The organism is Thermostichus sp. MS-CIW-15, assembly GCF_054060575.1.
The window spans coordinates 1-25,116 of the sequence record NZ_JBSSDI010000035.1 but is presented as its reverse complement, the minus strand read 5'-3'; the positions used below and the strand labels follow the sequence as shown (position 1 = coordinate 25,116).

At 58.7% G+C, this 25,116-nt stretch carries 21 protein-coding genes and 2 pseudogenes; 3 read left to right on the top strand and 20 right to left on the bottom strand.

Annotated elements, in window-relative coordinates; translation table 11 throughout:
• Positions 1-777: 777 nt before the first annotated feature.
• From ACVW0R_RS11580 to ACVW0R_RS11530, 11 genes and pseudogenes are all read right to left on the bottom strand, one after another.
• Positions 778-1,167: pseudogene (locus ACVW0R_RS11580) on the bottom strand (nitrate reductase associated protein); the annotation flags it as partial.
• Positions 1,168-1,191: 24 nt separating this feature from the next.
• Positions 1,192-3,327: a molybdopterin oxidoreductase family protein gene (locus ACVW0R_RS11575; RefSeq protein ID WP_457502087.1), complete on the bottom strand. Its 2,136-nt coding sequence runs from the start codon at positions 3,325-3,327 to the stop codon at positions 1,192-1,194.
• Between the two features lie 108 nt (positions 3,328-3,435).
• Positions 3,436-3,984: a Uma2 family endonuclease gene (locus ACVW0R_RS11570; RefSeq protein ID WP_457502086.1), complete on the bottom strand. Its 549-nt coding sequence runs from the start codon at positions 3,982-3,984 to the stop codon at positions 3,436-3,438.
• A 17-nt stretch (positions 3,985-4,001) separates the two neighbouring features.
• Positions 4,002-4,844, bottom strand: coding sequence for an ABC transporter ATP-binding protein (locus tag ACVW0R_RS11565; RefSeq protein WP_414418209.1), 843 nt, complete (start codon positions 4,842-4,844; stop codon positions 4,002-4,004).
• 38 nt (positions 4,845-4,882) lie between these two features.
• Positions 4,883-6,874 carry a nitrate ABC transporter ATP-binding protein gene (locus tag ACVW0R_RS11560; protein ID WP_457502085.1) on the bottom strand — a complete coding sequence of 664 codons (1,992 nt, stop codon included), beginning with the start codon at positions 6,872-6,874 and terminating at the stop codon, positions 4,883-4,885.
• Between the two features lie 72 nt (positions 6,875-6,946).
• On the bottom strand, positions 6,947-7,906 hold the full coding sequence (ntrB, locus tag ACVW0R_RS11555) for a nitrate ABC transporter permease (RefSeq protein WP_099812407.1): 960 nt from the start codon (positions 7,904-7,906) through the stop codon (positions 6,947-6,949).
• 145 nt (positions 7,907-8,051) lie between these two features.
• The gene (locus tag ACVW0R_RS11550; RefSeq protein ID WP_099812408.1) at positions 8,052-9,374 is read right to left on the bottom strand and encodes a CmpA/NrtA family ABC transporter substrate-binding protein; all 1,323 of its coding nucleotides are present in this window, start codon (positions 9,372-9,374) and stop codon (positions 8,052-8,054) included.
• Positions 9,375-9,406: 32 nt separating this feature from the next.
• Positions 9,407-10,960 (bottom strand): ferredoxin--nitrite reductase, encoded by a 1,554-nt coding sequence (locus tag ACVW0R_RS11545; protein WP_457502084.1) that lies wholly within the window; start codon positions 10,958-10,960, stop codon positions 9,407-9,409.
• A gap of 392 nt (positions 10,961-11,352) precedes the next feature.
• Complete coding sequence (locus ACVW0R_RS11540; protein ID WP_457502083.1) at positions 11,353-12,558, bottom strand: CAP domain-containing protein; 1,206 nt, start codon at positions 12,556-12,558, stop codon at positions 11,353-11,355.
• Positions 12,559-12,574: 16 nt separating this feature from the next.
• Positions 12,575-12,730 (bottom strand): hypothetical protein, encoded by a 156-nt coding sequence (locus ACVW0R_RS11535; RefSeq protein ID WP_168173315.1) that lies wholly within the window; start codon positions 12,728-12,730, stop codon positions 12,575-12,577.
• Between the two features lie 267 nt (positions 12,731-12,997).
• Positions 12,998-13,483, bottom strand: coding sequence for an ureidoglycolate lyase (locus tag ACVW0R_RS11530; protein WP_099813246.1), 486 nt, complete (start codon positions 13,481-13,483; stop codon positions 12,998-13,000).
• A gap of 210 nt (positions 13,484-13,693) precedes the next feature.
• On the opposite strand from ACVW0R_RS11530, the gene ACVW0R_RS11525 reads away from it, so the two are divergent.
• A complete protein-coding gene (locus ACVW0R_RS11525; RefSeq protein WP_457502082.1) occupies positions 13,694-14,458 on the top strand; it encodes a hypothetical protein in 765 nt (254 codons plus the stop codon).
• Positions 14,459-14,653: 195 nt separating this feature from the next.
• Here the strand turns inward: ACVW0R_RS11525 and ACVW0R_RS11520 are convergent, their stop codons facing one another.
• The 9 genes from ACVW0R_RS11520 to ACVW0R_RS11480 form a co-directional block, all read right to left on the bottom strand.
• Positions 14,654-15,424 carry an RNA polymerase sigma factor SigF gene (locus ACVW0R_RS11520; RefSeq protein ID WP_041438097.1) on the bottom strand — a complete coding sequence of 257 codons (771 nt, stop codon included), beginning with the start codon at positions 15,422-15,424 and terminating at the stop codon, positions 14,654-14,656.
• A gap of 512 nt (positions 15,425-15,936) precedes the next feature.
• Positions 15,937-17,127 (bottom strand): tetratricopeptide repeat protein, encoded by a 1,191-nt coding sequence (locus ACVW0R_RS11515; RefSeq protein ID WP_099812413.1) that lies wholly within the window; start codon positions 17,125-17,127, stop codon positions 15,937-15,939.
• Positions 17,128-17,151: 24 nt separating this feature from the next.
• The gene (locus ACVW0R_RS11510; RefSeq protein ID WP_011429496.1) at positions 17,152-17,457 is read right to left on the bottom strand and encodes a hypothetical protein; all 306 of its coding nucleotides are present in this window, start codon (positions 17,455-17,457) and stop codon (positions 17,152-17,154) included.
• 96 nt (positions 17,458-17,553) lie between these two features.
• Complete coding sequence (locus ACVW0R_RS11505) at positions 17,554-18,378, bottom strand: hypothetical protein (protein ID WP_041438096.1); 825 nt, start codon at positions 18,376-18,378, stop codon at positions 17,554-17,556.
• Positions 18,379-18,427: 49 nt separating this feature from the next.
• Positions 18,428-19,741 carry a histidinol dehydrogenase gene (hisD, locus tag ACVW0R_RS11500; protein WP_011429494.1) on the bottom strand — a complete coding sequence of 438 codons (1,314 nt, stop codon included), beginning with the start codon at positions 19,739-19,741 and terminating at the stop codon, positions 18,428-18,430.
• A gap of 243 nt (positions 19,742-19,984) precedes the next feature.
• Positions 19,985-20,773, bottom strand: coding sequence for a hypothetical protein (locus tag ACVW0R_RS11495; RefSeq protein ID WP_240527732.1), 789 nt, complete (start codon positions 20,771-20,773; stop codon positions 19,985-19,987).
• A 169-nt stretch (positions 20,774-20,942) separates the two neighbouring features.
• The gene (locus tag ACVW0R_RS11490; RefSeq protein WP_457502081.1) at positions 20,943-22,142 is read right to left on the bottom strand and encodes an LL-diaminopimelate aminotransferase; all 1,200 of its coding nucleotides are present in this window, start codon (positions 22,140-22,142) and stop codon (positions 20,943-20,945) included.
• Between the two features lie 34 nt (positions 22,143-22,176).
• Complete coding sequence (locus ACVW0R_RS11485; protein ID WP_011429491.1) at positions 22,177-22,761, bottom strand: TolB family protein; 585 nt, start codon at positions 22,759-22,761, stop codon at positions 22,177-22,179.
• Between the two features lie 53 nt (positions 22,762-22,814).
• A complete protein-coding gene (locus tag ACVW0R_RS11480) occupies positions 22,815-23,099 on the bottom strand; it encodes a DUF427 domain-containing protein (RefSeq protein ID WP_457502080.1) in 285 nt (94 codons plus the stop codon).
• Positions 23,100-23,275: 176 nt separating this feature from the next.
• Here ACVW0R_RS11480 and ACVW0R_RS11475 point away from each other — a divergent pair, with 176 nt between their 5' ends.
• Both ACVW0R_RS11475 and ACVW0R_RS11470 read left to right on the top strand, forming a co-directional pair.
• A complete protein-coding gene (locus tag ACVW0R_RS11475) occupies positions 23,276-24,706 on the top strand; it encodes a DUF697 domain-containing protein (protein ID WP_457502079.1) in 1,431 nt (476 codons plus the stop codon).
• A 109-nt stretch (positions 24,707-24,815) separates the two neighbouring features.
• A pseudogene (locus ACVW0R_RS11470) lies at positions 24,816-24,971 on the top strand (peptidase); the annotation flags it as partial.
• Between the last annotated feature and the right edge of the window lie 145 nt (positions 24,972-25,116).

Sequence of the window (25,116 nt, the reverse complement as noted above, 5' to 3'; positions counted from 1 at the left end):
AACAGAAAGATCAACTGGTAGTAATCCGTACTGAACATATTATACATTATTTTCAGTATAGTTGAGCTTATTATTGACTAGAGTCATGCTCCTCCAGGGCCCATAAAGCAGCTTTGAAAAAAGCTTTGATGCTTAGACGATAGCGCTTTCGGTAACAAGACGGCAACAGTGATATCAAAAGCTCAACTTTACTTTAGATTCCTTAACAATAGCCCTCTGCTTTGACTAGGCACGGATATTGCTGAGCTGAGTCTCTCCCCTCTCGAGGGGGATCCCCCATTAGCCCACTTGAACTGTTGCGGACCCGGATCCCCTAGAGCAGGCATTTCCTCTCCCAGGGTGGAAGAGGGGTTGGGGGTGGTCGTCTGGGGCAGCGCATGGCAGAGGAGCATGACTCTAGTCAATAATAAGCTCAACTATACTGAAAATAATGTATAATATGTTCAGTACGGATTACTACCAGTTGATCTTTCTGTTTACTTTCGAGTCTGCCAACATGGTAGCCAAAGCAAAGCAGAAAATTGGTAGTAAGACGACACGGAAACTGCGCTTTGGGTATTCTACTCAAAGCTTTGCGGGATACCGCCATTCTGTTTGGAAACAAACAGAATGCTATCGCTGCATAGTTGAACAGTGATGTTCAGCAGTGTTCAGCGTAAATGTATCAGACTATCTCTCTCAAATAGATTCAGAGTAACTGCAATCACCATCCCTCGCCATCTTAAGGCCAAACTCTCGCAGAGCGGGCAAGAAATTTTTGTTTTCGTGATGGGATCAGCTCAACTTCAGCAAGGCAAATCTCTGGATATCGTGCAAGTTTCTCCAGAAATCGAGGGCAAGCCGGATCCCCAGGTCTTGAGCTTTTTGTTGGACAGCCATTGGGATCTGGTTGGGATTTTGCCATTCAGGCTGGGGGTCAATGGGAATCTCTTGCGCCTCTTCGTGGCAGATGGAGCGAACCAAATGGCGCAGATGGTTGCGGAGTTCTTCTAGATCCTGTGGAGATTCAGAGGGCCAATCAACACACTTCCGCCGCTCTTCTAAGGAAAACTTGGCCCATTGATGGAGCTTGAGCTTGATCCCGCACAAATCCAGCTTTAGGCGCAAGGTCATGGGGATGCATCGCAGAGAGTCGGCAAAATCTTGCTCAAACTGAAACAGAGTCATGGGAACCTCGATTAGGAACCAAATCTAGAGTTGAGGGGATTGCTTGAGCGGTGGGTCGGCTTTCTCAAGAGCAACGGCACAGGCTTTTAATTCCGGCTGGCCGGAATCGGGACAACTGATGTCATGGGTAAGGGCATTACACTCAGCTTGTTCTGCCCAGAGGGATCCCCAGTGCATGGGCACAAACACTGTTCCAGGGGCGATGTTGGCAGTTATCTTGGCCGGGAAATAGGCCCGCCCGCGGGCAGAACGCACCTGAACCCAATCCCCATCTTGGATGCCCAGCTTTTCCGCATCGCGAGGATGGATTTCAATAAAGGGTTGGGGGTGCATTTGCTTGATTTTTTCAATCCTGCCGGTGCGGGTTTGGGTGTGCCAATGGCCGTAAAGCCTGCCCGTGGTTAATACGTAGGGAAACTGGGGATCCGGCGGCTCTGCTAGGCCACGGGAATGGTGGGGGATAAAGCGGGCGCGGCCATCGGGGGTCGGGAAACGCCAATCTGTGTAGAGGCGAGTGGACTTAGGAGCCGAGGTTCTTTCTTTGGGATAAGGCCATTGCTGAGGGCCTTGTTCTGCCAAAAGGGCATGGCTGAGGCCGGAGTGATCGCAGAGGCGATTTGCGGTAAGGGCGGCAAATTCTGCATAAACCTCTGCCGCGGTTTGGAAGGAAAATTGCGCTTCAAAGCCCAACCTGCGCCCCACTTCAGCAAAGATCTCCCAATCGGGTCGGGCTTCGCCAGGGGGGTCTCGAAAGGCTTGACAAAGGGTAACCCTGCGCTCGGAGTTGGTCATCACCCCGGTTTTCTCGCTCCACTGGCAGGCGGGCAAAAGCAAATGGGCATATTCTGCCGTTTCTGTAGGGTAATAAGCCTCTTGGTAAACGGTAAAGGGAGACTTTTTCAGGGCTTTTTTGACCCGTTCCAGATCCGGAAAGCTCACCAAAGGATTAGTGGCCACAATCCAGAAGAACTGCAGGGATCCCGTCTCCAGAGCGGCAATCATCTCGGTGGCCCTCAGTCCTGGGTGGGGGGAGATGGAGCCGCCGGGCAAACCCCAAGCCTGCTCCACCTCTGCCCGATGCTGGGGCTGGCTCACCAGCCGATATCCCGGCAGCAGATGGGATAACCCCCCCGCCTCTCGACCGCCCATGGCATTGGGCTGGCCGGTCAAGGAAAAGGGGCCCGTCCCCGGTCGGCCAATTTGCCCGGTCAGGAGATGCAGGTTGATTAAGCTGGTGATCTTGGCGGTGCCCTCGCTGGACTGGTTTAGGCCCATCGACCAAAGGGATAGAACTCTCTGGGATCCCTGCCAGAGCTTGGCCGCTTCAATCAAGTCCTCAGTTGCAATTCCACAGCGCTGGGCTACAATCTGCGGCTCATAATCGGCCAGCAAAGCTGCATATTCGGCAAAACCTTGGGTGCAGCCCTCGATAAAATCGGTAGCCATTGATCCCCACTTCAACAGCAAATGGGCAATCCCATTGAAAAGATCGATATCCGTACCGGGGCGAATTTTTAAGTGGAGATCGGCAGCTTCTGCTGTCTGAGTGCGCCGGGGATCCACTACCACTATTTTGAGGGGGGATCCGGTCCTGTGCCGCTTCTTCAGGCGATTAAAAAGAATGGGATGGCACTCTGCTGTGTTGGTGCCCACCAGAAAAGCCAGATTGCAGAGATCGAGATCCTCGTAGCAGCAGGGGGGGCCATCGGATCCCAGGGATTGGGTGTAGGCCGAGACGGCTGAGGACATGCACAGGCGCGAGTTGGTGTCAAAATTATTGGTGCCCAGGCAGCCCTTAATGAGCTTTTGAGCAACGTAATAGTCTTCAGTGAGCAACTGCCCCGATCCATACATAGCCATGGAGTGAGGGTTGTCTTTGAGGCAGCGCAGCCGAGAAACCATCTCCTCAAAAGCCTGATCCCAAGAAATGCGGCGAAAGGGCTGATCCAAGCTCTCCCGAAACAGGGGATAGAGCAGCCGATCCCGACCAACTGCCTCCAGGATCGTGGCCCCCTTTACACAGACCATCCCCAAGCTGGAAGGATGATCCCGGTCGCCTCTCATTTTCCAGTCACCTGAGGCTGTCGAAACCGCCTCCAATCCACATCCCACACCGCAATAGGGACATAGGGTTTTGATGACAGCTTTTTCCGACTCCATCGCGGTCACCATGAGTGGGGATCCCTATTAAACGCCCAATTCTCTCGCATTTTGGATCCCTTAGCTGAGAAGAGCGGCAACTTGGATCTCCAAGCCAGGTCATACAACCTAGCTCTTGTCAGTGTCCTGTTCAGCTAGCCAAAGATGGCCATCTTGAGTTTGGATAAAAACGTATTTGCTTCTGGGAAAAATCAGCCAGACTTCCAGTACATCGGAGCTGAGATACTCTTGGGCTTTTAGGAAAATATCTTCTCCACAGTCGGTTGGAGAGAAGATCTCCTCAACCAGAGGATAGCTCTGCAGTAGCGTGGCAATATCCTCTCCAAATTGCTGGATTAAATCTGGAGATGAGTAGGCAGCATCAGGTCTTCTGACTTTGCCTTTGGTTTGGCCGGGAGCCTTCACCAAAACCATACCCCCCAATGGCTGACATTCAACATAACCGAGCCAACGGAAGAGAAGTCGGGTTTGGATCTTTGCATGCCCTAAGGTTTGCCCCACTTTCTCCACAATGTAGCCATCTACCCATTTGGTTTGGGCAACTGGATTGGCCAGATAGTCGGCAAGGGTTTTGGGCAGGGCAAGACCCGCTCCTCCATTGGGAGATCGGTTGGAACTACCTGAACCGGAGCAGCGGCCATCAACTTCCCTCCCCAAGCGTTTTGATTCCTAGCTTAATCCTCCCTATGGGCAAAGCGGCGATAGAGGAAGTCAAGGGCGCGGTTACGCAATTCGTAGAACTCGGGCATTTCCATAATGCGGGAGCGGATGCGCGGTCGCTCAAAGGGAATGGTCAAGATCTCACCAATATGGGCAGCGGGGCCGTTGGTCATCATTACCACCCGGTCTGACAAGTAGAGAGCTTCGTCGATGTCATGAGTAATCATCAAAACCGTGCAGCGGTGATCCCGCCAAATGGCCAGCAGCTCGTCTTGCAGCTCTTCTTTGGTAATGGCATCCAAGGCCCCAAAAGGCTCATCCAACAGCAAAACTTCTGGACGAACGGCAAGAGCGCGGGCAATGGCAACCCTTTGCTTCATGCCTCCAGAAAGCTGCTTGGGCCGCTTGTGGGCTGCCTCTGCTAAACCTACCAATTCTAGGTGTTCTTCAACGATTTCCCTTTTCTCCCGCCGGGATTTGTTTGGGTAAACCTGATCCACCACCAGATAAACATTTTCAAAAGCCGTCAGCCAGGGCAAAAGGGAATAATGTTGAAACACCATCATCCGATCTGGCCCTGGGGAGGTGATGGGCTGGCCCTTGAGGGTAATGGATCCCGAAGTGGGAGTCGAAAAACCCGCCACCATGTTGATCAAGGTGGATTTGCCACAACCCGAGTGGCCGATAATGCAAACAAACTCACCGGCAGCCACTTCCAGATTGATATTTTCCAGCGCAACGAAGGGCCCTGCTGAGGTGAAGTAGGTCTTGCCCACATTCTGAAGACAAAGAAGGGGCAGTCCTGCAACCGGAGAAGCAGAAGATAGCGGTGAGGAGAACGTGCGGGAGCTGGTCATCATGGTGTTTTCCAATCGAGAGTTTAAGGTAACAAAAGCTAAACTTCGCTGAGCTGGTACTCCTGCAGCTTCAGATCCTGCCGGATGGCCACCGACTCCAGGTAAGCAACGGGATCCTCTCCGTCAAAGCGGGATCCATCGGCAAAGAGCAAAGCTCCGCGGTCATGGGCCCGATCCGGCAGGCCCAGTTCTCTAGCGGCTAGGGCGTAGGTTTCGCTGTCCAGAACTTGGTCGAGAACCGAAACCCAATTGCGGGGAAAAGCGCAGAGTCCCCAGCGAGCCATCTGCGTCAGGATCCAGAGGTGTTCCAATCTTTCCGGACAGGTGTTGCGCCCGTTGGCAAACTGGTGAAAACCGACAAGGGCTTGGGATTCATCGGCAATTCCCCGCTGCAGAATACCCGTCCACCCCGGCTGCAGATCCTCCAGGGCCACGCCCACATACTGGGGCTGAGCCAGCCACTCCAAGATCTCAGAACGGTGCTGCGGCTGATCGCAGTAGTGACAAGCCTCCAGTAGTGCTTTGACCAGAGCCACGTGGGTGCGGGGGTAGCTTTGGGCCCAGTCCTGGCGCACCGTCAGCACCTTTTCGATGTGGCTGGGTAAGATTTCAGGGGTGGTGGCGACGATAAATCCCAACTGTTCCCGCACGGCGCGGGAGTTCCAGGGCTCGCCCACGCAGTAGCCATCGATGTTGCCGGCCTTGAGGTGGGCCACCATCTGCGGGGGTGGGATCACGGTTAACGTGACATCCCGATCCGGATCCACCCCCCCACCGGCCAGCCAGTGCCGCAACAGGAAGTTTTGCATGGAAGCCGGATGAACCACTCCCAGGGTGTGGACTGTGTCGGGGGTGTGGTTGAGGTATTGGCGAAAATCCGCCAGGCTTTGAACGCCTCGCTCCAAAAGTCTGCGCCCAAAGGTAATGGCGTTGCCGCCGCGGGAGAGGGTTAGCGCGGTAATCAAAGGCACCGGAACTCCCCCTACTCCCAAGGTGGAAGCCAACGGGATCCCGGCCACCACCATAGCCGCGTCCAGCCGACCGGAGCGGATCCCTTCCCAGATGGTCTTCCAGCCTGGCTCTCGCACCAGGGTGACCTGCTCCAGGCCATGCTTTTGAAACAGGCCTTTTTGCTGCGCCACCACCAGCGGGGCGCAGTCGTTGAGGGGCACAAAGCCAACCTCCAAATTGACCTTCTCCAGGCCGTGTTTGGCAATGGCCACGCGAACAGGCGTTTTTTGGCGAGCCCGCTTTTGCTGGTTGAGAAAGTAGATCATCTCTCCCCGCAGGCTGTAGTAATCGGGGTGACGCACCACTTCCAAACGATGGCGGGGCCGAGGAAAAGGGATCCGCAAAATCTGGCCAATGCGGGCCTCCGGGCCATTGGTCATCATTACCACCCGATCCGAAAGCAGCAGCGCCTCATCCACATCGTGGGTAACCATGACACAGGTGAGCTGCTCCGCCTGGGCAATCTCCATCAGTTGCTCCTGCAGGTTGCCGCGCGTCAAGGCATCCAGAGCGCCAAAGGGCTCATCCAACAGCAGCACCCGCGGACGGATGGCCAAAGCCCGGGCAATGGCTACCCGCTGTTTCATCCCTCCTGACAGATGGGCCGGGCGTTTATCGGCTGCCCCCTGCAACCCCACACGGCGAATGTGTTCTGCCACAATCCGGTCCCGCTCCGCTTTGGGAAGGGATCCCAGCACCTCGTCCACGGCCAGGGCAACGTTCTCCCGCACCGTCAGCCAGGGCAGCAGGGAATAGTTCTGAAATACCACCATGCGATCTGGGCCGGGATCTGTAACTTGTCGGCCCTCCAGGAGAATGCCTCCGCGGGAAGGCTTTTCCAGGCCGGCGATGATGTTGAGTAGGGTCGATTTGCCACAGCCGGAGTGGCCAATTAGCGAGACAAATTCCCCTTTTTGGATCTCCAGGTGGATGTCTTTCAGGACAGGGTAGACCTCTCCGTTGTCGAGGAGAAATTCCTTGTCGACATGATCCACTTCAATGTAAGGCTGGGTCTTCATGATTCCCCTGAGATGATTTCTGAGAACATGGAGAAATTGTCAGCAACCAATCTAAAACTCGGCCAAGCTCATTTAGCGATCCTCAGCCACCACCAGCGAGCCAATCCAAGCCGTGATGCGATCCAGCAGAAGACCCACCATCCCGACATAGATCAAAGCCAGAATAATTTCGCTGATGCGGGAGCTATTCCAGGCATCCCAGATGAAGAACCCGATGCCCACACCGCCAATCAACATTTCCGCTGCCACAATGGCCAGCCAAGACAAGCCCACCCCAATGCGCAAGCCGGTAAAAATATAGGGCACAGTTGCCGGGAAAACGATTTTGAAAAAGTACTTCCAGCCGGACATGCGCACAATTCTGGCCACGTTGCGGTAGTCCTGAGGGATCTGCTGTACGCCGACAACAGTGTTGATCAAAATGGGCCAGAGGGCCGTAATGAAGATTACAAAAATGGCGGAAGGGTTGGCATCTCGAAAGGCAGCCAAAGAAATCGGCAGCCAGGCCAAAGGCGGCACCGTGCGCAGCACCTGAAAAATGGGATCCAAAGCCTCGTACAGCCAGCGATTGACCCCGATGATCATGCCGCCCACAACCCCCACCAAGCCGGCCAGGGCAAACCCAATGAACACCCGCCGCAAGCTGGCCCAAATTTGCCAGAACAGACCTTTGGCATTGCCGCCATAGTCAAAAAAGGGATCTTTAATGAGGGGATCCCAGGTGTCCTGCCAAACTTGGAGAGGCGTGGGCAAATTGGCTCCGGGACGGCTGTAAATGATTTGCCAGAGAATCAGGACGAGCAAAATGGCCGTAGCGGGCAACAGAATGCGACGCAGCGCTTTGTGGATTTGGACTCTTTGCCGCCAAGCAGAAGAAGGTGCAGAACTGGCGGGAGAACCGATTCCGGTACTGGACTGAAGAATAGAACCTTGGCCGGTTTTCAGCAGCCAGTGGCCTAGGCCAACCAGTAGGGGAAGCAGGATCCGAAAGAGGTGGTAGCCCAACTGTAGGGCAGAGTGGAAAATCCTCATGGCTTGCTGGGAGTAAGGTTGAAGTCAACTTAAGAGGATCCCAAGAGAGAAGGGGTTTCAGTTGAACACTCTTTGTGGGGATTCGGGGATCCCTTCTCTCCTGGACAGAGGGTTTGCAGCTAACTTGCTGGGGAAAGTTGGGAAATTAGGCCAGCTTCTTAATCGCCAATTTCTCCAGGTAGGCGGCAGGATTTTCGGGATCGAACTGCACCCCGTCGAAGAAGGTTTCCACTCCTCGAGAGGTGCTGGGGGGAATGGCTGCCCCCTGACCAATGGCTTTGGCAGCTTCTCGCCAGAGTTCTTCCCGATTCACCCGCTCCACCAAGGCTTTGGTATCGGTGTCGGCAGGCAGATAGCCCCAGCGAATGTTTTCGGTCAAAAACCAGAGATCGTGGCTCTTGAAGGGGTAGGAAGCGTAGTTCTGCCAGAACTTCATCAGGTGGGGGCTGTTTTCAACGACCTTGCCGGTGCCGTAGTCAAAAGTGCCCCGAGAACGGCCCAAGATATCGGGCACAGGCACCCCCAGCCAGCGGCGGTCGCCGATGATGCGACACATCTCCTCTTTGTTTTCCATCTGGTCGCACCAGATCTGGGCTTCTAGCACCGCTTTCAACAGGGCAAGGGTGGCTTTCGGGTGCGCATCCACCCAGTCGGCCCGCAGGGCAAAGGCCTTTTCCGGGTGGCCGTTCCACAGCTCGCCGGTGGTGAGGGCACTATACCCCTCTTTTTGGTTCACCAGCTGGGCATTCCAAGGCTCGCCCACACAGAAGGCTTCCATGGTTCTGGATTTCATATTGGCCACCATCTGCGGCGGCGGCACCACAATGACGGAGACGTCGCTAGTGGGATCGATCCCGCCTGCGGCCAGCCAGTAGCGCATCCACATGTCGTGGGTGCCACCGGGGAAGGTCATCGCACATTTGGGCTCTTTGCCGGCTGCTCGCAACTCGGCAAACTTAGCTTTGAGGGGGGAACTATCCAAGCCAATTTTCAGATCCCGATATTGGTTGGAAATGCTGATGCCCTGACCGTCCAGATTGAGACGGGCCAAAATGTACATAGGCACCGGCTTGCCATCGGTAACTTTGCCGGTGGTGATGAGGTAGGGCATGGGGGTGAGGATGTGTGCCCCATCGATGCCGCCGGCGGCGGATCCCAGCACCAAATTGTCGCGGGTGGTGCCCCAAGAGGCCTGCTTGACCACCTCTACGTCCTTCATGCCGTACTTGTCAAAGAACCCCTTTTCTTTAGCGATGATCAGGGGGGCCGCGTCGGTTAGAGCGATGAACCCCAGCTTGGCGCTGGTGGTTTCGGGAGTATCGGCCTGCGCCACCCAGTAGCCTTTGCCCAAGGATTGCGATTGGGCGCGGGGGATCCCAGCCGTAGCTGCTCCAGCCGCAAGGGCAGCTGCCCCAGCCAAAAACTGGCGACGGGAGATGGGAGAGGAAGTGTTGAATAGCTTAGACATCACAACCTCCAAAATTTCGAACGACGAACTGCCTAGTAGGTCATCAAGGGGGAAGCAGAGGTCTGAGCAGCCGAGGGATCACGACGCGGCCTGGCCCCGAAGTGCTCAATCAGTAGCTCCACCAAGACGGGCTTGAGGTCTTCGCAAGGGATCCCTTGGCGCACACATTCGCCCAGCTTGGCGTCTTTGCCCACTTCTCCTCCCATGTAGATGTCCACGGCCTCCACCACCCTGCCGTCCTTGCGAGCAGTGGTGCCCATAAGGCCGATATCGGCTACTTGGGGTTGGCCGCAGGAGTTGGGGCAGCCCGTCCAGTGGATGCGCACCGTTTGGGGGATCTCCAGCTCCGCCTCCAGCTCCTCCATCAAGGCCACAGCCCGGTTTTTGGTCTCGATGAGGGCAAAGTTGCAGAACTGGTTGCCCGTACAGGACACCAACCCCCGCTGCAATGGCCCTGGGTTAGGGGAGAACTTCTTCAAGAGCGGCTCTTTGAGGAGCGGGGCCACTCGGGAGTCGGGCACATTGGGGATGAGCACGTTCTGCTCTACTGTCAGCCGCAGCTCCCCGGAGCCGTACACCTCCGCCAAGCGGGCCAGCTCCATCATCTCCAGGGCGTTGAGCCGCCCCACCGGCACATGCAGGCCGACAAAGTTGAGGCCCGGCTGCTTCTGGGCATGCACCCCCAGCAGATCCCGCTTGTGCCAGACCACCTCATCTTTTTCCGCTGCCCTGAGCAGAGGGTGGCCTATCTGGCGCTCCACAGCCGCCCGGAACTTCTCTAGGCCCCACTCGTCAATGAGCCACATCAACCGCGCCTTTTGCCGGTTGGCCCGCAGGCCGTGATCCCGGTAGACCAGCAGCACCGCCTCGCACAGAGGAACCACATCGCGGGGATCCACCCAGACATCTAGGCCAATTGCCTCGGCGCAGCGGCGAGCCGAGAAAAAGCCGCCCACCAGGACGTTGAAGCCCAGGCGGCCATTTTTGAAGGCGGGCACAAAGGCCAGGTCGTTGATCTCCGCATGCACGGAGTTGTCGCGACAACCGCAGATGGCGATGTTGAACTTGCGCGGCAGGTTGCTGAAGGAAGGGTTGCCCTCGCCGTTGTTGGTAACCATGTCCTGCACCTTGCGAGTGAGGCCGCGCACATCGATCAGCTCGTCCGGGTCAATACCGGCCAGAGGGGATCCCGTGATGTTGCGCACGTTGTCCATGCCCGACTGGATGCTGGTCAGGCCCACCTCCTTGAGTTGCCGCAGAACCTGAGGCATGTCCTCAATGGGAATGCCCCGCAGTTGCAGGTTTTGCCGAGTGGTGATGTCGGCTACGCCATCTTGGCCGTAGGGGCAGAGGATCTCGGCCAACTTGCGCATTTGGCCGCTGGTCAGGATCCCATTGGGCAGGCGCAGCCGCAGCATGAACTGGCCAGGGGTGCGCTTGCGAAAGAAGATCCCCAGCCACTTGAGGCGGTGATCCCGGTCGTCTTCAGGAATGTTCTCCCAACCCATCCGGGCAAACGCCTCCAGCTCGGCCTTGACCGCCAGCCCATCCTTTTCGCTTTTGAGGCGTTCAAATTGGTTCGCCATGATCGCTGCCGTGGGGTGAACATTGGCTATCCTAGCGATGACGAACCGTTAACTTTGGTATTGGAAGTTACACTCTGTAACAGGTTATGCAGTTTTGTCATTCTCGAATTGCGCTTTATGCATAAAGTCAGGCTTCCAGGAGCATGCCTCTAACCCCCAAAACCCTGAACTTTGCTGAATTTACTGAGCTTTAGGCGGTTTGGCAAAAGTCATTGAGAGGGATATAGTAGACCAAGTTTCCCCCTGATCCTTGAGTCCACCGCAACGGTTGCCGGGAAGTGAAGGGGGAAAGCGCTCGGGGGGTATTCCTCAGGGCTTTGCGGGATACCGCCTTCCTGCTCAGAGATAGGCAGGATGCGATCGCTTCTTTCCTGAACCATGTTCAGGAGAGTTCAGCGTGAATGTATCAGCAGCAGACCCCTCTTTCCCCTTTGGGAAAGGGGCTGGGGGTGAGGAAAAGCTAGTTGAGAGGGTTGAAAGTCCATCTGCCAGAGCAGACGGGGCGGGATCCCCAGCCCTTCGGTGAGGGGTGCGGGCCGTTGGGAAGTTTGGGGATCGCAGTCGTAGAGGGCAGTGGTGTAGCGATAGGTGCGGGGGGGGCCACCGTTGAGACGGATGCCGCTAATTTCAAAGGTGTAGTTGCGATTGGGCTGGATCGAACCCACGGAGTAGGTCAAAGTTTCCAGGCCAAAGGCGGGATCCCCCACGCGGAGATCTCCAACAGGCACCGGCTCGCCGCTGAGGGCATCGGTGATGCGGACTTGGGCTTGGCTGAGATCAGCCTTGCCGCCACGGCTGGGCACCGAGAAAGACCAGCGGTAGGCAGACAGGGGCTGGCCGGAAAACCCTTCTAGGCGGTAGAGGTAGCCGTCTTTCTCCGGGAAGGCGATGAACTCTGGATCTGGCACCGACTCGTCAAAACCGAAGATCCAGTTGGCGTTGGCCTGGGTCACCCGTCCAGCCCGTGGGTCAAAGACAATGCCGTAGGCCCCCTGGGCGTACTGAGGATACAGGTTCCAGCGGCGATGCCCCACATCCACAAAGTTTTCTCGACCTGGCTCGGCAAAATAGATGTCCACCTGCCGCGCCAACACCCGGCCTGGATCGGGGCCGTTCAGCTCTAGGATGGGCCCAACCGCCAGGTTGCTGAAGCGGGATCCCGCCTCCCCAGCAGGGGTAAAGCAGCGCCAAGAAGGGGGCGGCTGGTGGCTGAGGGCGCCATTGGCCACCTGCATCAGGGCCGCCTGCTGAGCGGCCTCCAAGAATTCGGGATTGAGCTTCACCGGCGGCAACTCGTGCAACAGCCGCAGAAAGTTGAGCCGATCCATCATCTTTTGGGCTGCTGCCGGGGTGAGGCGACCGGGATTGCAGGTGGCAGCCTGAGGCTGCTCGGCATAGATGGGGCCGGCAAAGCTGCGGGTCTGGCGATCCAACTGGCACAAGAAACCGGCGATGGGCAGCTCCCCTGCCGGAGGGGGCCCCACCGCAGTAAGGGATCCCTCCCCACCGCCGCAGGCTGCCAACAGAAAAAGGCAGAGCAGACTCAAAACCATCCCTGCCCAGACTTGCTGCAAACTGGGCAGCCGCTGCCAAGGCATGCAAGATCCTGTGGGCTTACCGACCAGCGGGGGTGGGAGTGGGCGTGAGGCTGGGGGGACTGACGGTGCTGCTGCTACCCTCGTCGCAGGCAGACAACAGTCCCAGGCACAGGAACAGGGCCAGAGCCCCCAAGAGCTGGCGGCTCACCTTGTTGAGTTGGAGTGCGGCCATCGCAACAAACCTCCAAAACGCTGCCAGGTTTGACCCTGTTCTATCACCTGGCCCAACAAGTTGCTGTGCCGAGACTTCTGTCGGCAAGGGCAGAACTCGAACCCCAGTCAAGAAATGCTCACCCAACTCAGCCGGATCCTCTAGGGCTAGAACCTGAGTTCAGCCTCTGCCCCTTCCTATAGCGTAGCTGCGGATCCCCGCACCTCTTTCCGCGCTCAAGCGTAAAGACTACATCGATTTTTTTGCCGAGACTGCAGGGATCCGCCTTCAGGGGACGATCTGAAACTCCAGGTTGTAGGTCTGGAGCAGGTTGATCGTCTCGTGGTCGGTGAGGTTGGTGTCGGCCAGCTCCAGATTATAGAAATCGATGAACTCCTCGTGGTCGAAGTAGGGGCCGGCATGCCAGGTGCCCATCTCCAGTTTGATAAAGCGATCGCCGGGCACCCGAAAAGCCTGAATCTCGTCCACTTGCAGCTCGTCGGCGGGCGGCGCGACGGCGATAAACCACTCCTTGCCGTGCAGGGATCCCAGACACTGGGTGCAGCGGGTGTGGTGGGTTATCTGGCTAAACTTGAGGCCGCGGCGGGGCAGGCGCATCAAGTAGAAGCGGGGCTGGCCCTGATTCAAAACCAACTGGGCATCTTGGCTGTCGAAGGGTTTGTGGTCGGGGACAGGGTAGATCACCTGTCCGTAGGGGGCAAAGTTTTCCGGTTCAGCGAGATGGGCCTTCAGTTGGCGCAGTTGGCTGCTCACCCTGCTTGTCTCCTCTTTCCCAAACCTGTACCCATTGCTGCTCCGCGAGCCGGTCTCCCGCTGCTGCCGGCGCAAGGGCGTGAAGACCCAAATAGCAGAGCAGATCTTATCTTATCCAGATTTGCCGGTAGTCTCCTTCCAGCAAGGGATCCCCAAGCAGGAAAACAATCTCAGTAGAATGGGGACAATTTGTAACACTCGGCAATGGCCATGCGGCGGGATTTACAAGAGCTGGTCATTTCCCCTTTTCTGGTGGAAAACCTTTCTGGGGTACCCATAGCCTGGCTGTACCGACCTCGGCCTATCCGTCGCTGGAAAGACTGGCTGCGCCAGTTCTCCGCCTTTTGGGATCTGCTGGGCCTGCTGTTGGTGCTGGATTTGTTCTGCCGTTTCTTGACCTTTTGGTCAGGGGGATCCCTGCTGACGTTGGTGGGGCGAATTTTGATCCCTGGCCTGCGCAGCAGTTGGGAAAGTTGGCTGGTGGAATGGGGAATCCTGGCAGCCATTGCCGCTTTGGGCCAAGCCTATTGGATTTTCCGCAGCCGCCGCATGCCGCTCTTGCTGAACTTGCTAGAAGAAGTAGATCGCTACAATCGGCTCATTCAAGCCATTCACATCAACGATGAATTGGTAGAGGCGGGCAATCCTGAGGCCAAGCTGCCCCAGCGGGATCAGATCATCGAGGCTCTGAAGCTGACTCGCAGCGACCTAATCCGCGCCTTGAAAACTGAACGGATCTTGCGGCAGAACAAAGACTTTATTGAGCAGCAAAGGGAGTTCTTCGGCGACGAGCTGGCAGCTCTGACTGCGCTCCAGCTAAGAGAACAGGCCAGCGAACAGTCGCAGCTTTTGGATGCTGCTTTGCAAATTGCCTTGCAGGTGCGCTCCCAACTAAGCCAACTGCAGAACCGGGGAGCAAATTGTTCCCAAGACAAAGATCAAGCTTCAGACAAAGCTCGAGACAAAAAAGATTAAAGCGAAGACACAAGTTACAGCTATTTCGACCAGGATACTGCACTGATATTGAAGTAACTAAAGCCTTGGACTACGGGAAAGTTGTTGTGAGGCTCTTTGTCGCCTTGATCTCCACTTTGGGAGAGGGTTCAGATCTGCCTGGAAAAGCGCTGGAGACTGTCGCAAAGCCCAGGGATCTTCCTTCTCGGCAACGCCCTAAAAAATGTCCTGACTCAGCAGCTTAGCCAAGCGCTCCAGGCCCTTTTTGACCTGTCGGGAAACGGTAACGGCACTGATCCCCAGCCGCTCTGCTGTTTCTTTTTGGGTGAGGTCGTAGAAGAAAACAAATTCCAAAATCTGTCGGGTGCGCTCCTCCAGCTTGGCCAAGGCATTTTGCAGGCGGATGCGATCTTCTTCGGCCAGTTGAAAACTGCGGTAGCGCTGATCGGGAATGGTATCCCCCAAAGCAACGCTGTCTTCTTCAACTTGTACGGGAGCATCTAGGCTGAGCAAAAGGCTGTTTTGTTGGGCCAGCTCCAGCTCTCGCCATTCCTGCTCCGTCAGTTGTAGGGCTTCCCTCACCTCCGCCTCAGAAGGAGAACGGCCCAATTCTTGTCTCAGGCGCGCGATCACCTTCTTGGCTTGTCGCTGCAGCGTCGCCCAGCGGCGTGGGATCCGTATTGTTGGGCTTTTGTCTCGCAGGTAGTGTTGAATTTCTCCGCGAATGTAGGGCATGGCAAAGGAGCTAAAAGCCAGGCCGCGGCTGATATCGAAGCGCTCGATGGCTTGGATGAGCCCTATGCAACCCACTTGCACCAAGTCGTCGTATCCTTCGTCGCATTGGTTACGCCAGTGGTGGGCTTCTTTGCGCACCAAGCCCAGGTTTATTTCCACCAGCCGGTTGCGCAGGGCTGGATCCCGAGTCTGGTGGTAGAGTCGCAACAGTGCAGCAGTTTGAGCTTTAACATCTTCATATTTGGATGCCATAGACGCACCCACAGCTCCGGATCCAGAATCCCCAGCACCAGCTTTGGCAGAAAACAGGGGAGCCGCGGCTGTCGATGGCGCCGGCGGCTCGGAGTCGTCGAGAGAAGGCTGCTGAGGAGCCGTTAGCATAGACAACTACTTTTTTTCTTTTTGAGCTGAAGCCATTCAAGGTTGGATTCAGCACCCAAACAACTCAAAGGCAGAGGATGCCAGGCGACCCCCATTCTCCCTAGGCCAGACTTCTGCTGGAACCAACCGCGAAGAAGCTTGCAGGCAGACAGTATCAGGTTGTAGCCGTGAAAATGCTACCAGATGTTAACAAGAACACAGCTTGCCTCCGAGATCTGCCAGGAGCTGGAGTGTTCTTAGTTTACTGGGTTTTCCGCCGCAAGCAACAGCATCCCTACGGAAAATCAGCAGCTTTCTTCAGCAAAAGAGCCGAATTTCTCTCCGTCATTTGGCGGAATCGCCGGATTGCTGCTGCTGGCTCACTTTGGAACCTCAGAAGAAATCTAGGAAGCAGAGGATGGAGCCGTTCGCGTCAGGGAGGTAGAGTTCGTGTCGGTTCCAAGGCCGGAGAGGGCTGTCAGGAAGGCCGTAAAGCTCGGCTCACCGCGAATGAGGTCGAAATAGGGCTCAGAGGCGAGCAAGGGGCGGTAGCGTTCCGGCTGCAGGCGCAGGGCTTGCTCCAAGGCTTGCAGGGCCTGGGGCACCTGGCCTTCCCAGGCGCAGCAGCAGGCTTTGGCGTAGTGGGCCTCGGCATCGTCGGGATCCATCTGCAGGGCTCGGTCAAAACTCTGGATGGCCAGCCCGTAGAGGTTCAAGTCCATCAGCACCAGGCCGCGCTGCACCCAGATCTGAGAACGCCGGGGATCCTGCTGCAGGGCGCGGTCGTAGCTGTTGAGAGCTTCCATCCAGTTGCCCAGGCGGTGGTGGGCGAGGGCGTGGCCGGCCCAGAGAGAGGCCGACTCCAATCCCAGTTGCAGAGCCCGTTCATAGCTGGCCAGAGCCTCGGCGTAGCGCTCCAGGTGCACCAGGGCCAGCCCGCGACTTTGCCAAACCCGGGGATCGCTGGAATTGATGGCCAGGGCCTTGTCGTAGCTGTTCACCGCCTCCTGCCACCGCTCTAAGGAGGCCAAGGTCAGCCCGTGCAGATGCCAGGCTTCCCCGCTGTCGGGGCGGAAGGTGAGAACCTGCTCGTAGGCGCGTAGCGCTTCTTGGTAGCGGCCCAGTTGCCGCAGCGTGTTGGCCTGGTTAAAGCGGGCCTCGAAAAAATCCGGCCTCAGTTGCAAAGCCCGCTCGTAGCTGGCCAGCGCCTCCTGGTGACGGCCGAGATCGTCCAGCAGAGAGCCGCGGTTGTTCCAGGCTTCGGGAAAATCCGGCTTCAGCTGCAGGGCCCGGTCGTAGCTGGCCAGGGCGGCTTGGGCCTGCCCCATTTGGTCGAGGGTGGTGGCGCGGTTGTACCAGGCAATGGGCTCCCGCGGCCGATCTCCCACCGCCTGCTCGAAGGGCTGCAGTTGGGCCGCCTGTTCCGCCGTAAGGGCAGAGAGGTCAATCGCCGTTGCCGGCAAAACAGTTGTCGAGTCTGGGGGAGCAGCTCGCTGCTGTCGCCGCAGCCGCCAGGCCCAGCCTCCCACCAGGAGCAACAGGCCCACTCCCAGCAGCAGCGCGCCCAAGTCGGTCGAGGCAGTTGCCAACGCCATGACTCACTTCCCCTCTGCGCGCCTCTACATCATCACCAAAAACGGCAGGGGATCGCTGGGCCCTGCCGGCGAGATCAGCTCGATGCGCTTTTCGCCGGGGTAGGTGCTGGGATCGATCTCAAAAGTCACAGTCAGCGCCTCGGCAGTGGCCTGCACCGGCTCTTGGGAGCGCCCCAAGGGATCCCCGAAGCTAACCCGGATCCCCTTGCCCGCCGGGCTGATCCGGATCTCCGTCACCTGATCCAGATGGGATCCCTCCAGCGTACAGACAATAACATCGCCCACAAAGGCCTCTAAAGGCCAGCCGCGTCGTACTTGGGGTCTAGGCATGCTTACTCCCTCTCCCGCTAGGGGCTGCTCTAGATCCTCCCCTCGGCTCCTAAGCACCCCAAAGATCGGCGGCAGCTCCAAAACCCTGGGGAGGAACTACCTGATGTTTAGCCCAAAGTTGTTGGCATGACAAATGGGTACCGACCCTGCGAGGGTAGCGCTGGTCCAGCCCTTTTGCGGGAGAGGAGGCTCGGAGGTTGGCAGCGGTGCCGTCCCTCGCAACAGCAAGTCTTGACCAGGGCCAACGCTCACCAGCCGCGGCACCTCCTCCAGGCTATCGGCCACGGCAAACAGCACCCGCCCTCGCGCCTGGGGATCCCAGTCCAGCAGCTCGGCATACCCCAGGGCCGGCGGTGGCTCCCAAACCTGTACCGGTGGGATCCTGTTCGAGTCGGCGGGCAAGGGCCAGATCACCGCCCGATCCCAGCTCAAGTCGGTCTGGAACCAGCCTGCGTACTCCCGCGCCAGCAGGGTGTTGTCCTGCCAGGCCAGAGGCAGGATCATGGCAAAATCCAATGGCTCAACGGGGTCGTACACAGACGCCGCAGCTTGATAGATCACTTGCAAGGCTTGGGTACGAGTGTTCTTGGCAAACAACACACTGGTCAACCGACTGGTCTGAGGCGTGGCAACCAAATCCAGACGAGTGTACACCTGCCACTGGGGATCCGGGGCCGGCAGGGGCCGGCTGCGCAACAGGCCCACCAGCGTACACTGCCGTTGCCGCGCCTGCTCCTGCAAGTCGTATACCCACTCCCACGGGATGGGCAAGGCAGGAGAAGAGATTGCTTCGGGGGCAGCCGACATTATGTCTTTTATGTCCTTCGGCCAGGCGGCGCTCCCCTCCGCCCAGACGATCCAAACCGCCACAAGAGCTCCCCCCAGTTGCCCCAGCCAGTTTTGCCTGAGCCGGCTCCCCATCTGCTCCACCTTCCGTCTTCACTGCGGTTCAAGCCCTGTCTAGGCTAGGTTAGTGCTCCTCCGCCAGCCGTACCTGTACCGACTGGCCATGGGCGGGCAGCCCCTCGGCTTGCGCCAGAGCTTGGATCGCGCCGGCCACCTCCTGCAGGGCTGCCGAGCCGTACTGGATTAGGCTGGAGTGCTTCAGGAAGGTCTCCACTCCCAGCGCTGAGGCGTAGCGGGCCGCCCCCGCTGTGGGCAAGGTGTGGTTGGGGCCGGCCAGGTAGTCTCCCACCGCTTCTGGGGTGTAGTGTCCCAGGAAGATCGCCCCCGCGTGGCGAATGGGATCCAGCAGAGCCCAGGGATCCGCCACCTGCAGCTCCAGGTGTTCCGGCGCAAACTGGTTGGACAAGTTGACCGCTGTGGCCAGATCCGGCACCACCGCGATCAGGCCGTAGTTGGCCACCGCCTTCTCCACCAGCAGACGGTTGGGGTGGGCTTCCATCTGGGTGGTTACAGCCTGCTGCACCTGTTGGGCCAGCTTGGGATCGGGGGTCAGGAGGATCGCGGCTGCTAAGGGATCGTGCTCCGCTTGGGCCAGCAGATCGGCAGCCACGTAGAGGGGATTGGCGCTCTCGTCGGCGATGATCAACACCTCGGAAGGCCCCGCCAGCGAGTCGATCCCCACCGTGCCGTAGACCAGCTTCTTGGCCAGCGTCACATAGATGTTGCCGGGGCCGGTGATCACGTCCACCTTGGGGATGGTCTCGGTGCCATAGGCCAAGGCCCCAATAGCCTGGGCCCCGCCGACGCGATAGATGGTGTGGATGCCCACTTCTTGGGCGGCCACCAAAATAGCCGGGCTGATCCCCTTGCCCCCCAGCCCGTCGGATCCCGGCGGGGTCACCATGACAATCTCGGGCACCCCCGCCACCTTGGCCGGAATGGCGTTCATCAACACCGTGCTGGGATAGGCGGCCCGCCCTCCTGGAATGTAGAGGCCAGCGCGATCCACCGGGCGGTACTGCTTGCCCAAGACGATCTCGGGGCCGGGAAAGCTCACCCAACTGCTGGGCACCCGCTGCCGGTGAAAGGCTTCGATGCGCTGTTTGGCCAAGCGCAGGGCCGATAGCAGTTGCGGAGATACCGCCTGGTAGGCTGCCTCCAGCTCAGCCCCCGACACCTTTAGCTCGGCTACGCTCAGCTCCACCTGGTCGAACTCCGCCGTGTAGGCCAGGAGAGCGCGATCCCCCTGGCGGCGTACCGCTTGTAGGATCTCCCGCACGGTTGCCTCGCGGTGCAAGTTCTGGTCAGCCTGAGTGCGCTCCGAGATCCGTCTAAGCTCGGCTTCAGCCTCAGCTAGCTGGGTGACGATTCTCAGCATGGCAACTCCTTCGCTTAGCGTGCCGTAAGCAGATGGTAGCGAGGGATCCGGTGGCATCGCGGTAGCAAAGCAGATCCTCGCTGCACCGGTTCGCAGTGACCAGAGGAGCTACCCTCGGTCAGGGATCCCGTCTGCACCTAGCGTGATCCACGGTGGCTATGGTCATAGCTTAGCCTGGATTTTCCGCGGCCAAGAGCCGCCCAGCCTTTGCGGGGCGGGGGTGTTGTGGCCTTAGGGAGCATGTCAAAAGCGCAATTCCGCCGATTTGATTAAATTGCGAAAATCGTGGATCACCTCTTCGCAGCGGCGGAAAAAAGCCAGCACCCAGTCCCGCAGCACCTTTTGTTGAGATTCGTCCAGCTCCTTGAGGGTGCCCTTGTAGTGGATTTGTCCGCTGCGCTCGATCTCGAACTGATGGAGCCACTCGGCTGAGGATCCCTGGCGTTCCACCACTTCCTGCCGCGCCGCCTTCCAATAGTTGACGATCACCGCCTTGCCCAAATAGCCGCTTGTGATCTGGCAAAGACGATTGAGAGATTGCACGAAGACATCCATCTCCATGCGGCTGCCTGTCGCTGCCGGCTGGGTCGCCTCCTCCCTTGGTGTGGGCTTGCCTTCTGCTAGGGTGGAGCTGGGTTGGGTAAGGTTCCGACCCGTCTCCGCCTGGCTGGTCAACAGGCGCAAGGTGGCCAGGCCCTTCGGCGTATCCCGTTGCAGCTCGGCTCGCAGGCGGTTGACGGCCAAGGTGTAGACCGGCATCACCAGGTCGTCATTGACCGCCACCAGCAGCACCCACTCCGGCCCCAAAGGGTAAACGAAAACCCGCTGCTCGGCAAACTGAAAGTCAAAATAGTCCAGTCCTGGGGGCATGGTTTGCAAAACCTGAAACAGCCCTTCGGTGAGGGCCTGCTGCTGTCGGCTGTCCAAGTTCTGAAAAGAACGGTAGAAAAAAGGGCGGCCTGTTCGACTCAGGAGCGCTACCCCCATCACCCCGCGGATGGACAAAAAACTCTCGAGCGTCTCTTTTTCCATGCCCCTTGGGAGCCAACTGGGCCAACACAACTCCTATCCTGGCTCAGATTAGCCGGCACTGGCTGCAGCTAATACTGGCAGCCTAAAAGGCCAGGACGGGGACAACAACCGGCCTCAGAGGAACATCTGTAGCCTGCCCCCTTGCTGCTTCTAAGCTGGCTCTATGCGACTAGGCCTGCCGGAGACCAGAAGTGCCTTTGCCCAAAAATTCCCCAATTCGTTCTATTGCCTCTTCCAGCCGGGATCCCTCTGCCACCAGCGCAAAGCGGACATAGCCTTCGCCGCCGGGGCCAAAGCCTGAGCCTGGCGACAGAGCCACCCCGGTAGCCCGTACCAAGTCTAGACAAAACTGGGCTGAAGAGCCGCGATAAAACTCCGGCAGAGGCGCCCACAGATACATGGTGGCCTCCGGCAGGGGCACGGGCCAGCCGATGCGGTGCAGAGCCGCCACCGCGATATCTCGCCGCTCGCGGTACACTTGCCGCCAGTGATCCAAAAAGCTGTCGGGAGCTGCCAAGGCCGCCGCCGCCCCCCGCAGGATGCCCTGGTAGGGGTGGAAGTCGATGGTGGACTTCACCAGGCGCAAAGCTCGGATCAGCTCGCGGCTGCCGATGGCATAGGCCACCCGGAACCCCCCCATGTGGTAAGACTTGGAGAGGGAAAAGAACTCGATGGTGCGGGTCTTGCCGGGATCCGCCAGCAGCGCCGAGGGAGCCACCTGGCCGTCGAAACGCCAGTCCACATAGGGAAAGTCATGGGCCAGGAAGATATCGTGCTGCTGACAAAATTGCAGCGTCTCCTGCCAAAACTCTGGGGTGACGGTGGCGGTGGTGGGGTTGTGGGGATAGCTCAGCACCAACAGCCGCGCCCGACGGCAGATCTCCGCCGGGATCTCATCCCACTGGGGCAGGAAGCGGTTTTCCGCCCGCAGGGGCAGATAGTAGGGGATCCCGCCCGCCAGATGGATCCCGCCCCCATGGGAGGGGTAGCCCGGGTCGGTGATCAAAGCAACATCCCCGGGATTGAGCAGGGCCAGCGGTAGGAGAGCCGTTCCCTGCTGGGATCCGATCAGCGGCAGCACCTCAGTTTCTGGGTCGATCTCCAGGCCGAACTTCCTGAGATACCATTGGGCGCAGGCGGCGCGAAACTCGGCCGTATCGTGGAACAGGGTGTAGCCATAGGTGGAGGGATCTGCCAGGGCCCTCTGAATGGCTGCCAGCGCTTCCGGGGGCGGGGGCAGGTCTGAGGAGCCCAAAGAAAGGTCGATGACATCCAAGCCCGACCGGCGCGCCTCCCACTTGGCCTGGTCTAGCTGGTCAAAGACATTGGAGTGCAGCGGCTCCAGTCGTTGGGCGAAGGCAGCGAGCATGCGACAAGTCCAGGTTGGCTATTCCTGAATCCCCTTAGGGATTGCTGCCGGCATTAGAAGAGCTGGGGGCAGAGGGCCGTGTGGCCGCTGCCGGGCCACGGTCGAAGATCTCGATGTTCCACTGGCCGCGACCGTTGCTCTCAAAGGCGATAAAGCGGCCATCGCCGCTGATGGTGGGGTTGCGCACATCTCCCGGTACCCGGCTGCTGATATTCTCAACGCGGCGGGTTTGGCGGTCGTAGAGAAAAATCTCCGATTTGCCCAGCGCATTGGACACGTAAACGATGTAGCGGCCGTCGGCGCTGATGTCGGGCGAGGTGGCGGCCACGTCGCTGGAATTCAGGCCGGGCAAGTCCACCAGCCGCTGTTCCACCGTGTCGTAGAGAAAAATATCCTGGCTGCCGCCGCGGGCGGAGGAAAACACCAGGTAGCGACCATCCCCGCTGAAGGAGGGCTCCCCATCGGGGAAGATACTGTTGAGGCCGCTGCCGGCCAGCGTGGGGCGCGGCGTGCGAAACCCTGCCGGGCCACAACCGAGCAACAGGAGGCTCAAGCCGGCCCAACACCACCTGCTTGCCCAGCGGGTTGGGCTGCGTGGAATCTGGCCATCGGTCAGCATCGCATTGCCCCTCCAATTCTTCTCCATCATACTCAGTTGGCAACTCGGCTCGGCTAGAGTTCTACCTCGACGCCCTTCCAGAAGGCCACGTAGCCGCGGATGTTGGCTGCAGCCGGCTTGGGATCCGGGTAGTACCAGGCGGCGTCTTTGTTCTCCTGGCCGTTGACCACCAGGGTGTAGTAGCTGGCTTGTCCTTTCCAGGGGCAGGTGGTGTGGGTGGAGCTGGTCTGGAAGTATTCCCAGCGCAGGGATTCCGGCGGAAAATAGATGTTGCCTTCCACGGTTTCGTAGCGGTCGGTCTCCGCCACAACCACCCCGTTCCAGATGGCCCTCGGCATGAAAAACCTCCTGTCGCAAACTCCCAGTTCTCAACGTTATTTTTAAAGTTGCAGATCCCGGCAAGGCCAACTGCCTTTCTTTGAGATTAGCGTTTCTGCTTATCGTCATCGTTGTCGTTGAGGGTTGACACCCGCCCCTGCCGGGCTGTTCTCCACTGCTATTGAGCGTCACTGCCATGGCTCGCCGCAACACCCTAGAAGATGACCTCAACTACCAGCAAGCCAAGCGCAGCCTGCGCCAGTGGGTGGCTCAACTGGATCTAAGCCCCCAGGAGATGGCGGGTTTGGAAGGGGAGCTGGAGAGCCTGCAGACGCTGCTGGACAAGCTGGAAACCGAGGTGATCCACATCGCTGCCTTTGGCCTGGTGGGGCGGGGCAAATCTTCTCTGCTCAATGCTTTGCTGGGGGAGCCGGTCTTCCAGACGGGGCCCACCCACGGCATTACCCGCACCCAGCAAGCGGCAGCTTGGAACATCAGTTGGGAAACCCGCCCCCAATCCCCCTTCTCTGCAGCAGCCCTGCAGAGATCCCGTCTGCCCCCTGCCTCGGTGCAGTCGGTTCAGGTTAGTCACTGGCAGGGATCCCGTCTGGAGCTGATCGACACGCCCGGCCTGGATGAAGTGGACGGCGAGGAGCGGGCACGGCTGGCCCAGGAGGTGGCGCAGCGGGCCGATCTGATCCTCTTTGTGGTCTGCGGGGATCTGACGCGGGTGGAGTTTGAGGCCCTGGCGGCCCTGCGGGAGGCGGGCAAGCCCATGCTGCTGGTGTTCAACAAGATCGACCAGTACCCGGAGGCGGATCGCCAGGCCATCTACGACAAGATCCGCAACGAACGGGTGCGGCAACTTCTTTCTCCCGACGAGATCGTCATGGTGGCGGCCTCCCCGCGCGTGCCGCGGCTGGTGCAGAGGCCAGATGGCAGCTTCGGCGTGGAGATGGAGATCGGCCCCCCCCAAGTGGACGCCCTGCGCCTGAAGATCCTGGAGGTGCTGCACCGGGAGGGGCGCTCCCTGCTGGCCTTGAATGCCCTCCTGTTTGCCGATCGCGTCAACCAACAGGTCATCGAGCGCAAGCTGCAAAGCCGCGCCCAGCAAGCCCAAGACCTCATCGCCGCCGCTGCCCGCACCAAGGCGCTGGCCGTTGCCCTCAACCCCGTTACCCTGCTCGATACCTTGGGAGGGCTGGCCCTGGATATTGCCTTGATCCTGCGCCTGTCCCGCCTCTATGGCTGGCCCATGAGCAGCGCGGGAGCCGCACAACTGCTGCAGAAGATCGTCCTCAGCATGCTCAGCCTGGGGGCAGGAGAATGGGTGGCGCTCTTGGGCCTGGGATCCCTGAAAACCTTGCTGGGGGGATCCCTGCCCTTCGCTGGAGGATTCTCCCTAGGGGCCTACGGTTCGGTGGCCCTGACGCAAGCGGTCTTGGCCGGGTTTTCCTGCTACGCCATCGGGGAGGCGGCCCGTCGCTACCTGGCCCAAGGAGCCAGTTGGGGGCCAGAAGGGCCCAAAGCCGCCATTGCCCAAATTTTGGCCGATTTGGACGAGACCTCCATTACCGCGCGCCTCCGGGAAGAGATCCGCAGCAAAATCGGTTCGGCGCTGCTTTGAGATCCTACAGTCGAGAAGCCGAGCCCCTTGCACCCATGACCTACTGTTTTGGCATCCTCACCCGTTCTGGCTTGGTGATGGCGGCAGATTCCCGCACCAACGCCGGGGTCTCCTCTCCATCGACTCCACCATGAAATCCAACATCTCCGTCGGCCCCCCCATCGACCTGGTGATGGTACAAGCGGATCAGTTCAAAGTCTCCCAGCGCCTGCGCCTGCGCACCGGGGATCCCTACCTGGCCAAGATGCGCAAGCTCTGGGAGAGCATGACTCTAGTCAATAATAAGCTCAACTATACTGAAAATAATGTATAATAATAATATGTTCAGTACGGATTACTACCAGTTGATCTTTCTGTTTACTTTCGAGTCTGCCAACATGGTAGCCAAAGCAAAGCAGAAAATTGGTAGT

Excerpts from the sequence above, each read along its gene's own strand:
- ACVW0R_RS11515 (WP_099812413.1), bottom strand. The coding sequence starts at position 17,127 with ATGGCGTTGGCAACTGCCTCGACCGACTTGGGCGCGCTGCTGCTGGGA.
- ACVW0R_RS11510 (WP_011429496.1), bottom strand. The coding sequence starts at position 17,457 with ATGCCTAGACCCCAAGTACGACGCGGCTGGCCTTTAGAGGCCTTTGTG.
- ACVW0R_RS11540 (WP_457502083.1), bottom strand. The coding sequence starts at position 12,558 with ATGCCTTGGCAGCGGCTGCCCAGTTTGCAGCAAGTCTGGGCAGGGATG.
- ACVW0R_RS11560 (WP_457502085.1), bottom strand. The coding sequence starts at position 6,874 with ATGAAGACCCAGCCTTACATTGAAGTGGATCATGTCGACAAGGAATTT.
- ACVW0R_RS11480 (WP_457502080.1), bottom strand. The coding sequence starts at position 23,099 with ATGCCGAGGGCCATCTGGAACGGGGTGGTTGTGGCGGAGACCGACCGC.
- ACVW0R_RS11485 (WP_011429491.1), bottom strand. The coding sequence starts at position 22,761 with ATGCTGACCGATGGCCAGATTCCACGCAGCCCAACCCGCTGGGCAAGC.
- ACVW0R_RS11505 (WP_041438096.1), bottom strand. The coding sequence starts at position 18,378 with ATGGGGAGCCGGCTCAGGCAAAACTGGCTGGGGCAACTGGGGGGAGCT.
- ACVW0R_RS11545 (WP_457502084.1), bottom strand. The coding sequence starts at position 10,960 with ATGGCGAACCAATTTGAACGCCTCAAAAGCGAAAAGGATGGGCTGGCG.
- ACVW0R_RS11475 (WP_457502079.1), top strand. The coding sequence starts at position 23,276 with ATGGCTCGCCGCAACACCCTAGAAGATGACCTCAACTACCAGCAAGCC.
- ACVW0R_RS11535 (WP_168173315.1), bottom strand. The coding sequence starts at position 12,730 with ATGGCCGCACTCCAACTCAACAAGGTGAGCCGCCAGCTCTTGGGGGCT.
- ACVW0R_RS11565 (WP_414418209.1), bottom strand. The coding sequence starts at position 4,844 with ATGACCAGCTCCCGCACGTTCTCCTCACCGCTATCTTCTGCTTCTCCG.
- ACVW0R_RS11490 (WP_457502081.1), bottom strand. The coding sequence starts at position 22,142 with ATGCTCGCTGCCTTCGCCCAACGACTGGAGCCGCTGCACTCCAATGTC.
- ACVW0R_RS11575 (WP_457502087.1), bottom strand. The coding sequence starts at position 3,327 with ATGGAGTCGGAAAAAGCTGTCATCAAAACCCTATGTCCCTATTGCGGT.
- ACVW0R_RS11525 (WP_457502082.1), top strand. The coding sequence starts at position 13,694 with ATGCGGCGGGATTTACAAGAGCTGGTCATTTCCCCTTTTCTGGTGGAA.
- ACVW0R_RS11520 (WP_041438097.1), bottom strand. The coding sequence starts at position 15,424 with ATGGCATCCAAATATGAAGATGTTAAAGCTCAAACTGCTGCACTGTTG.
- ACVW0R_RS11550 (WP_099812408.1), bottom strand. The coding sequence starts at position 9,374 with ATGTCTAAGCTATTCAACACTTCCTCTCCCATCTCCCGTCGCCAGTTT.
- hisD (WP_011429494.1), bottom strand. The coding sequence starts at position 19,741 with ATGCTGAGAATCGTCACCCAGCTAGCTGAGGCTGAAGCCGAGCTTAGA.
- ACVW0R_RS11495 (WP_240527732.1), bottom strand. The coding sequence starts at position 20,773 with ATGGAAAAAGAGACGCTCGAGAGTTTTTTGTCCATCCGCGGGGTGATG.
- ntrB (WP_099812407.1), bottom strand. The coding sequence starts at position 7,906 with ATGAGGATTTTCCACTCTGCCCTACAGTTGGGCTACCACCTCTTTCGG.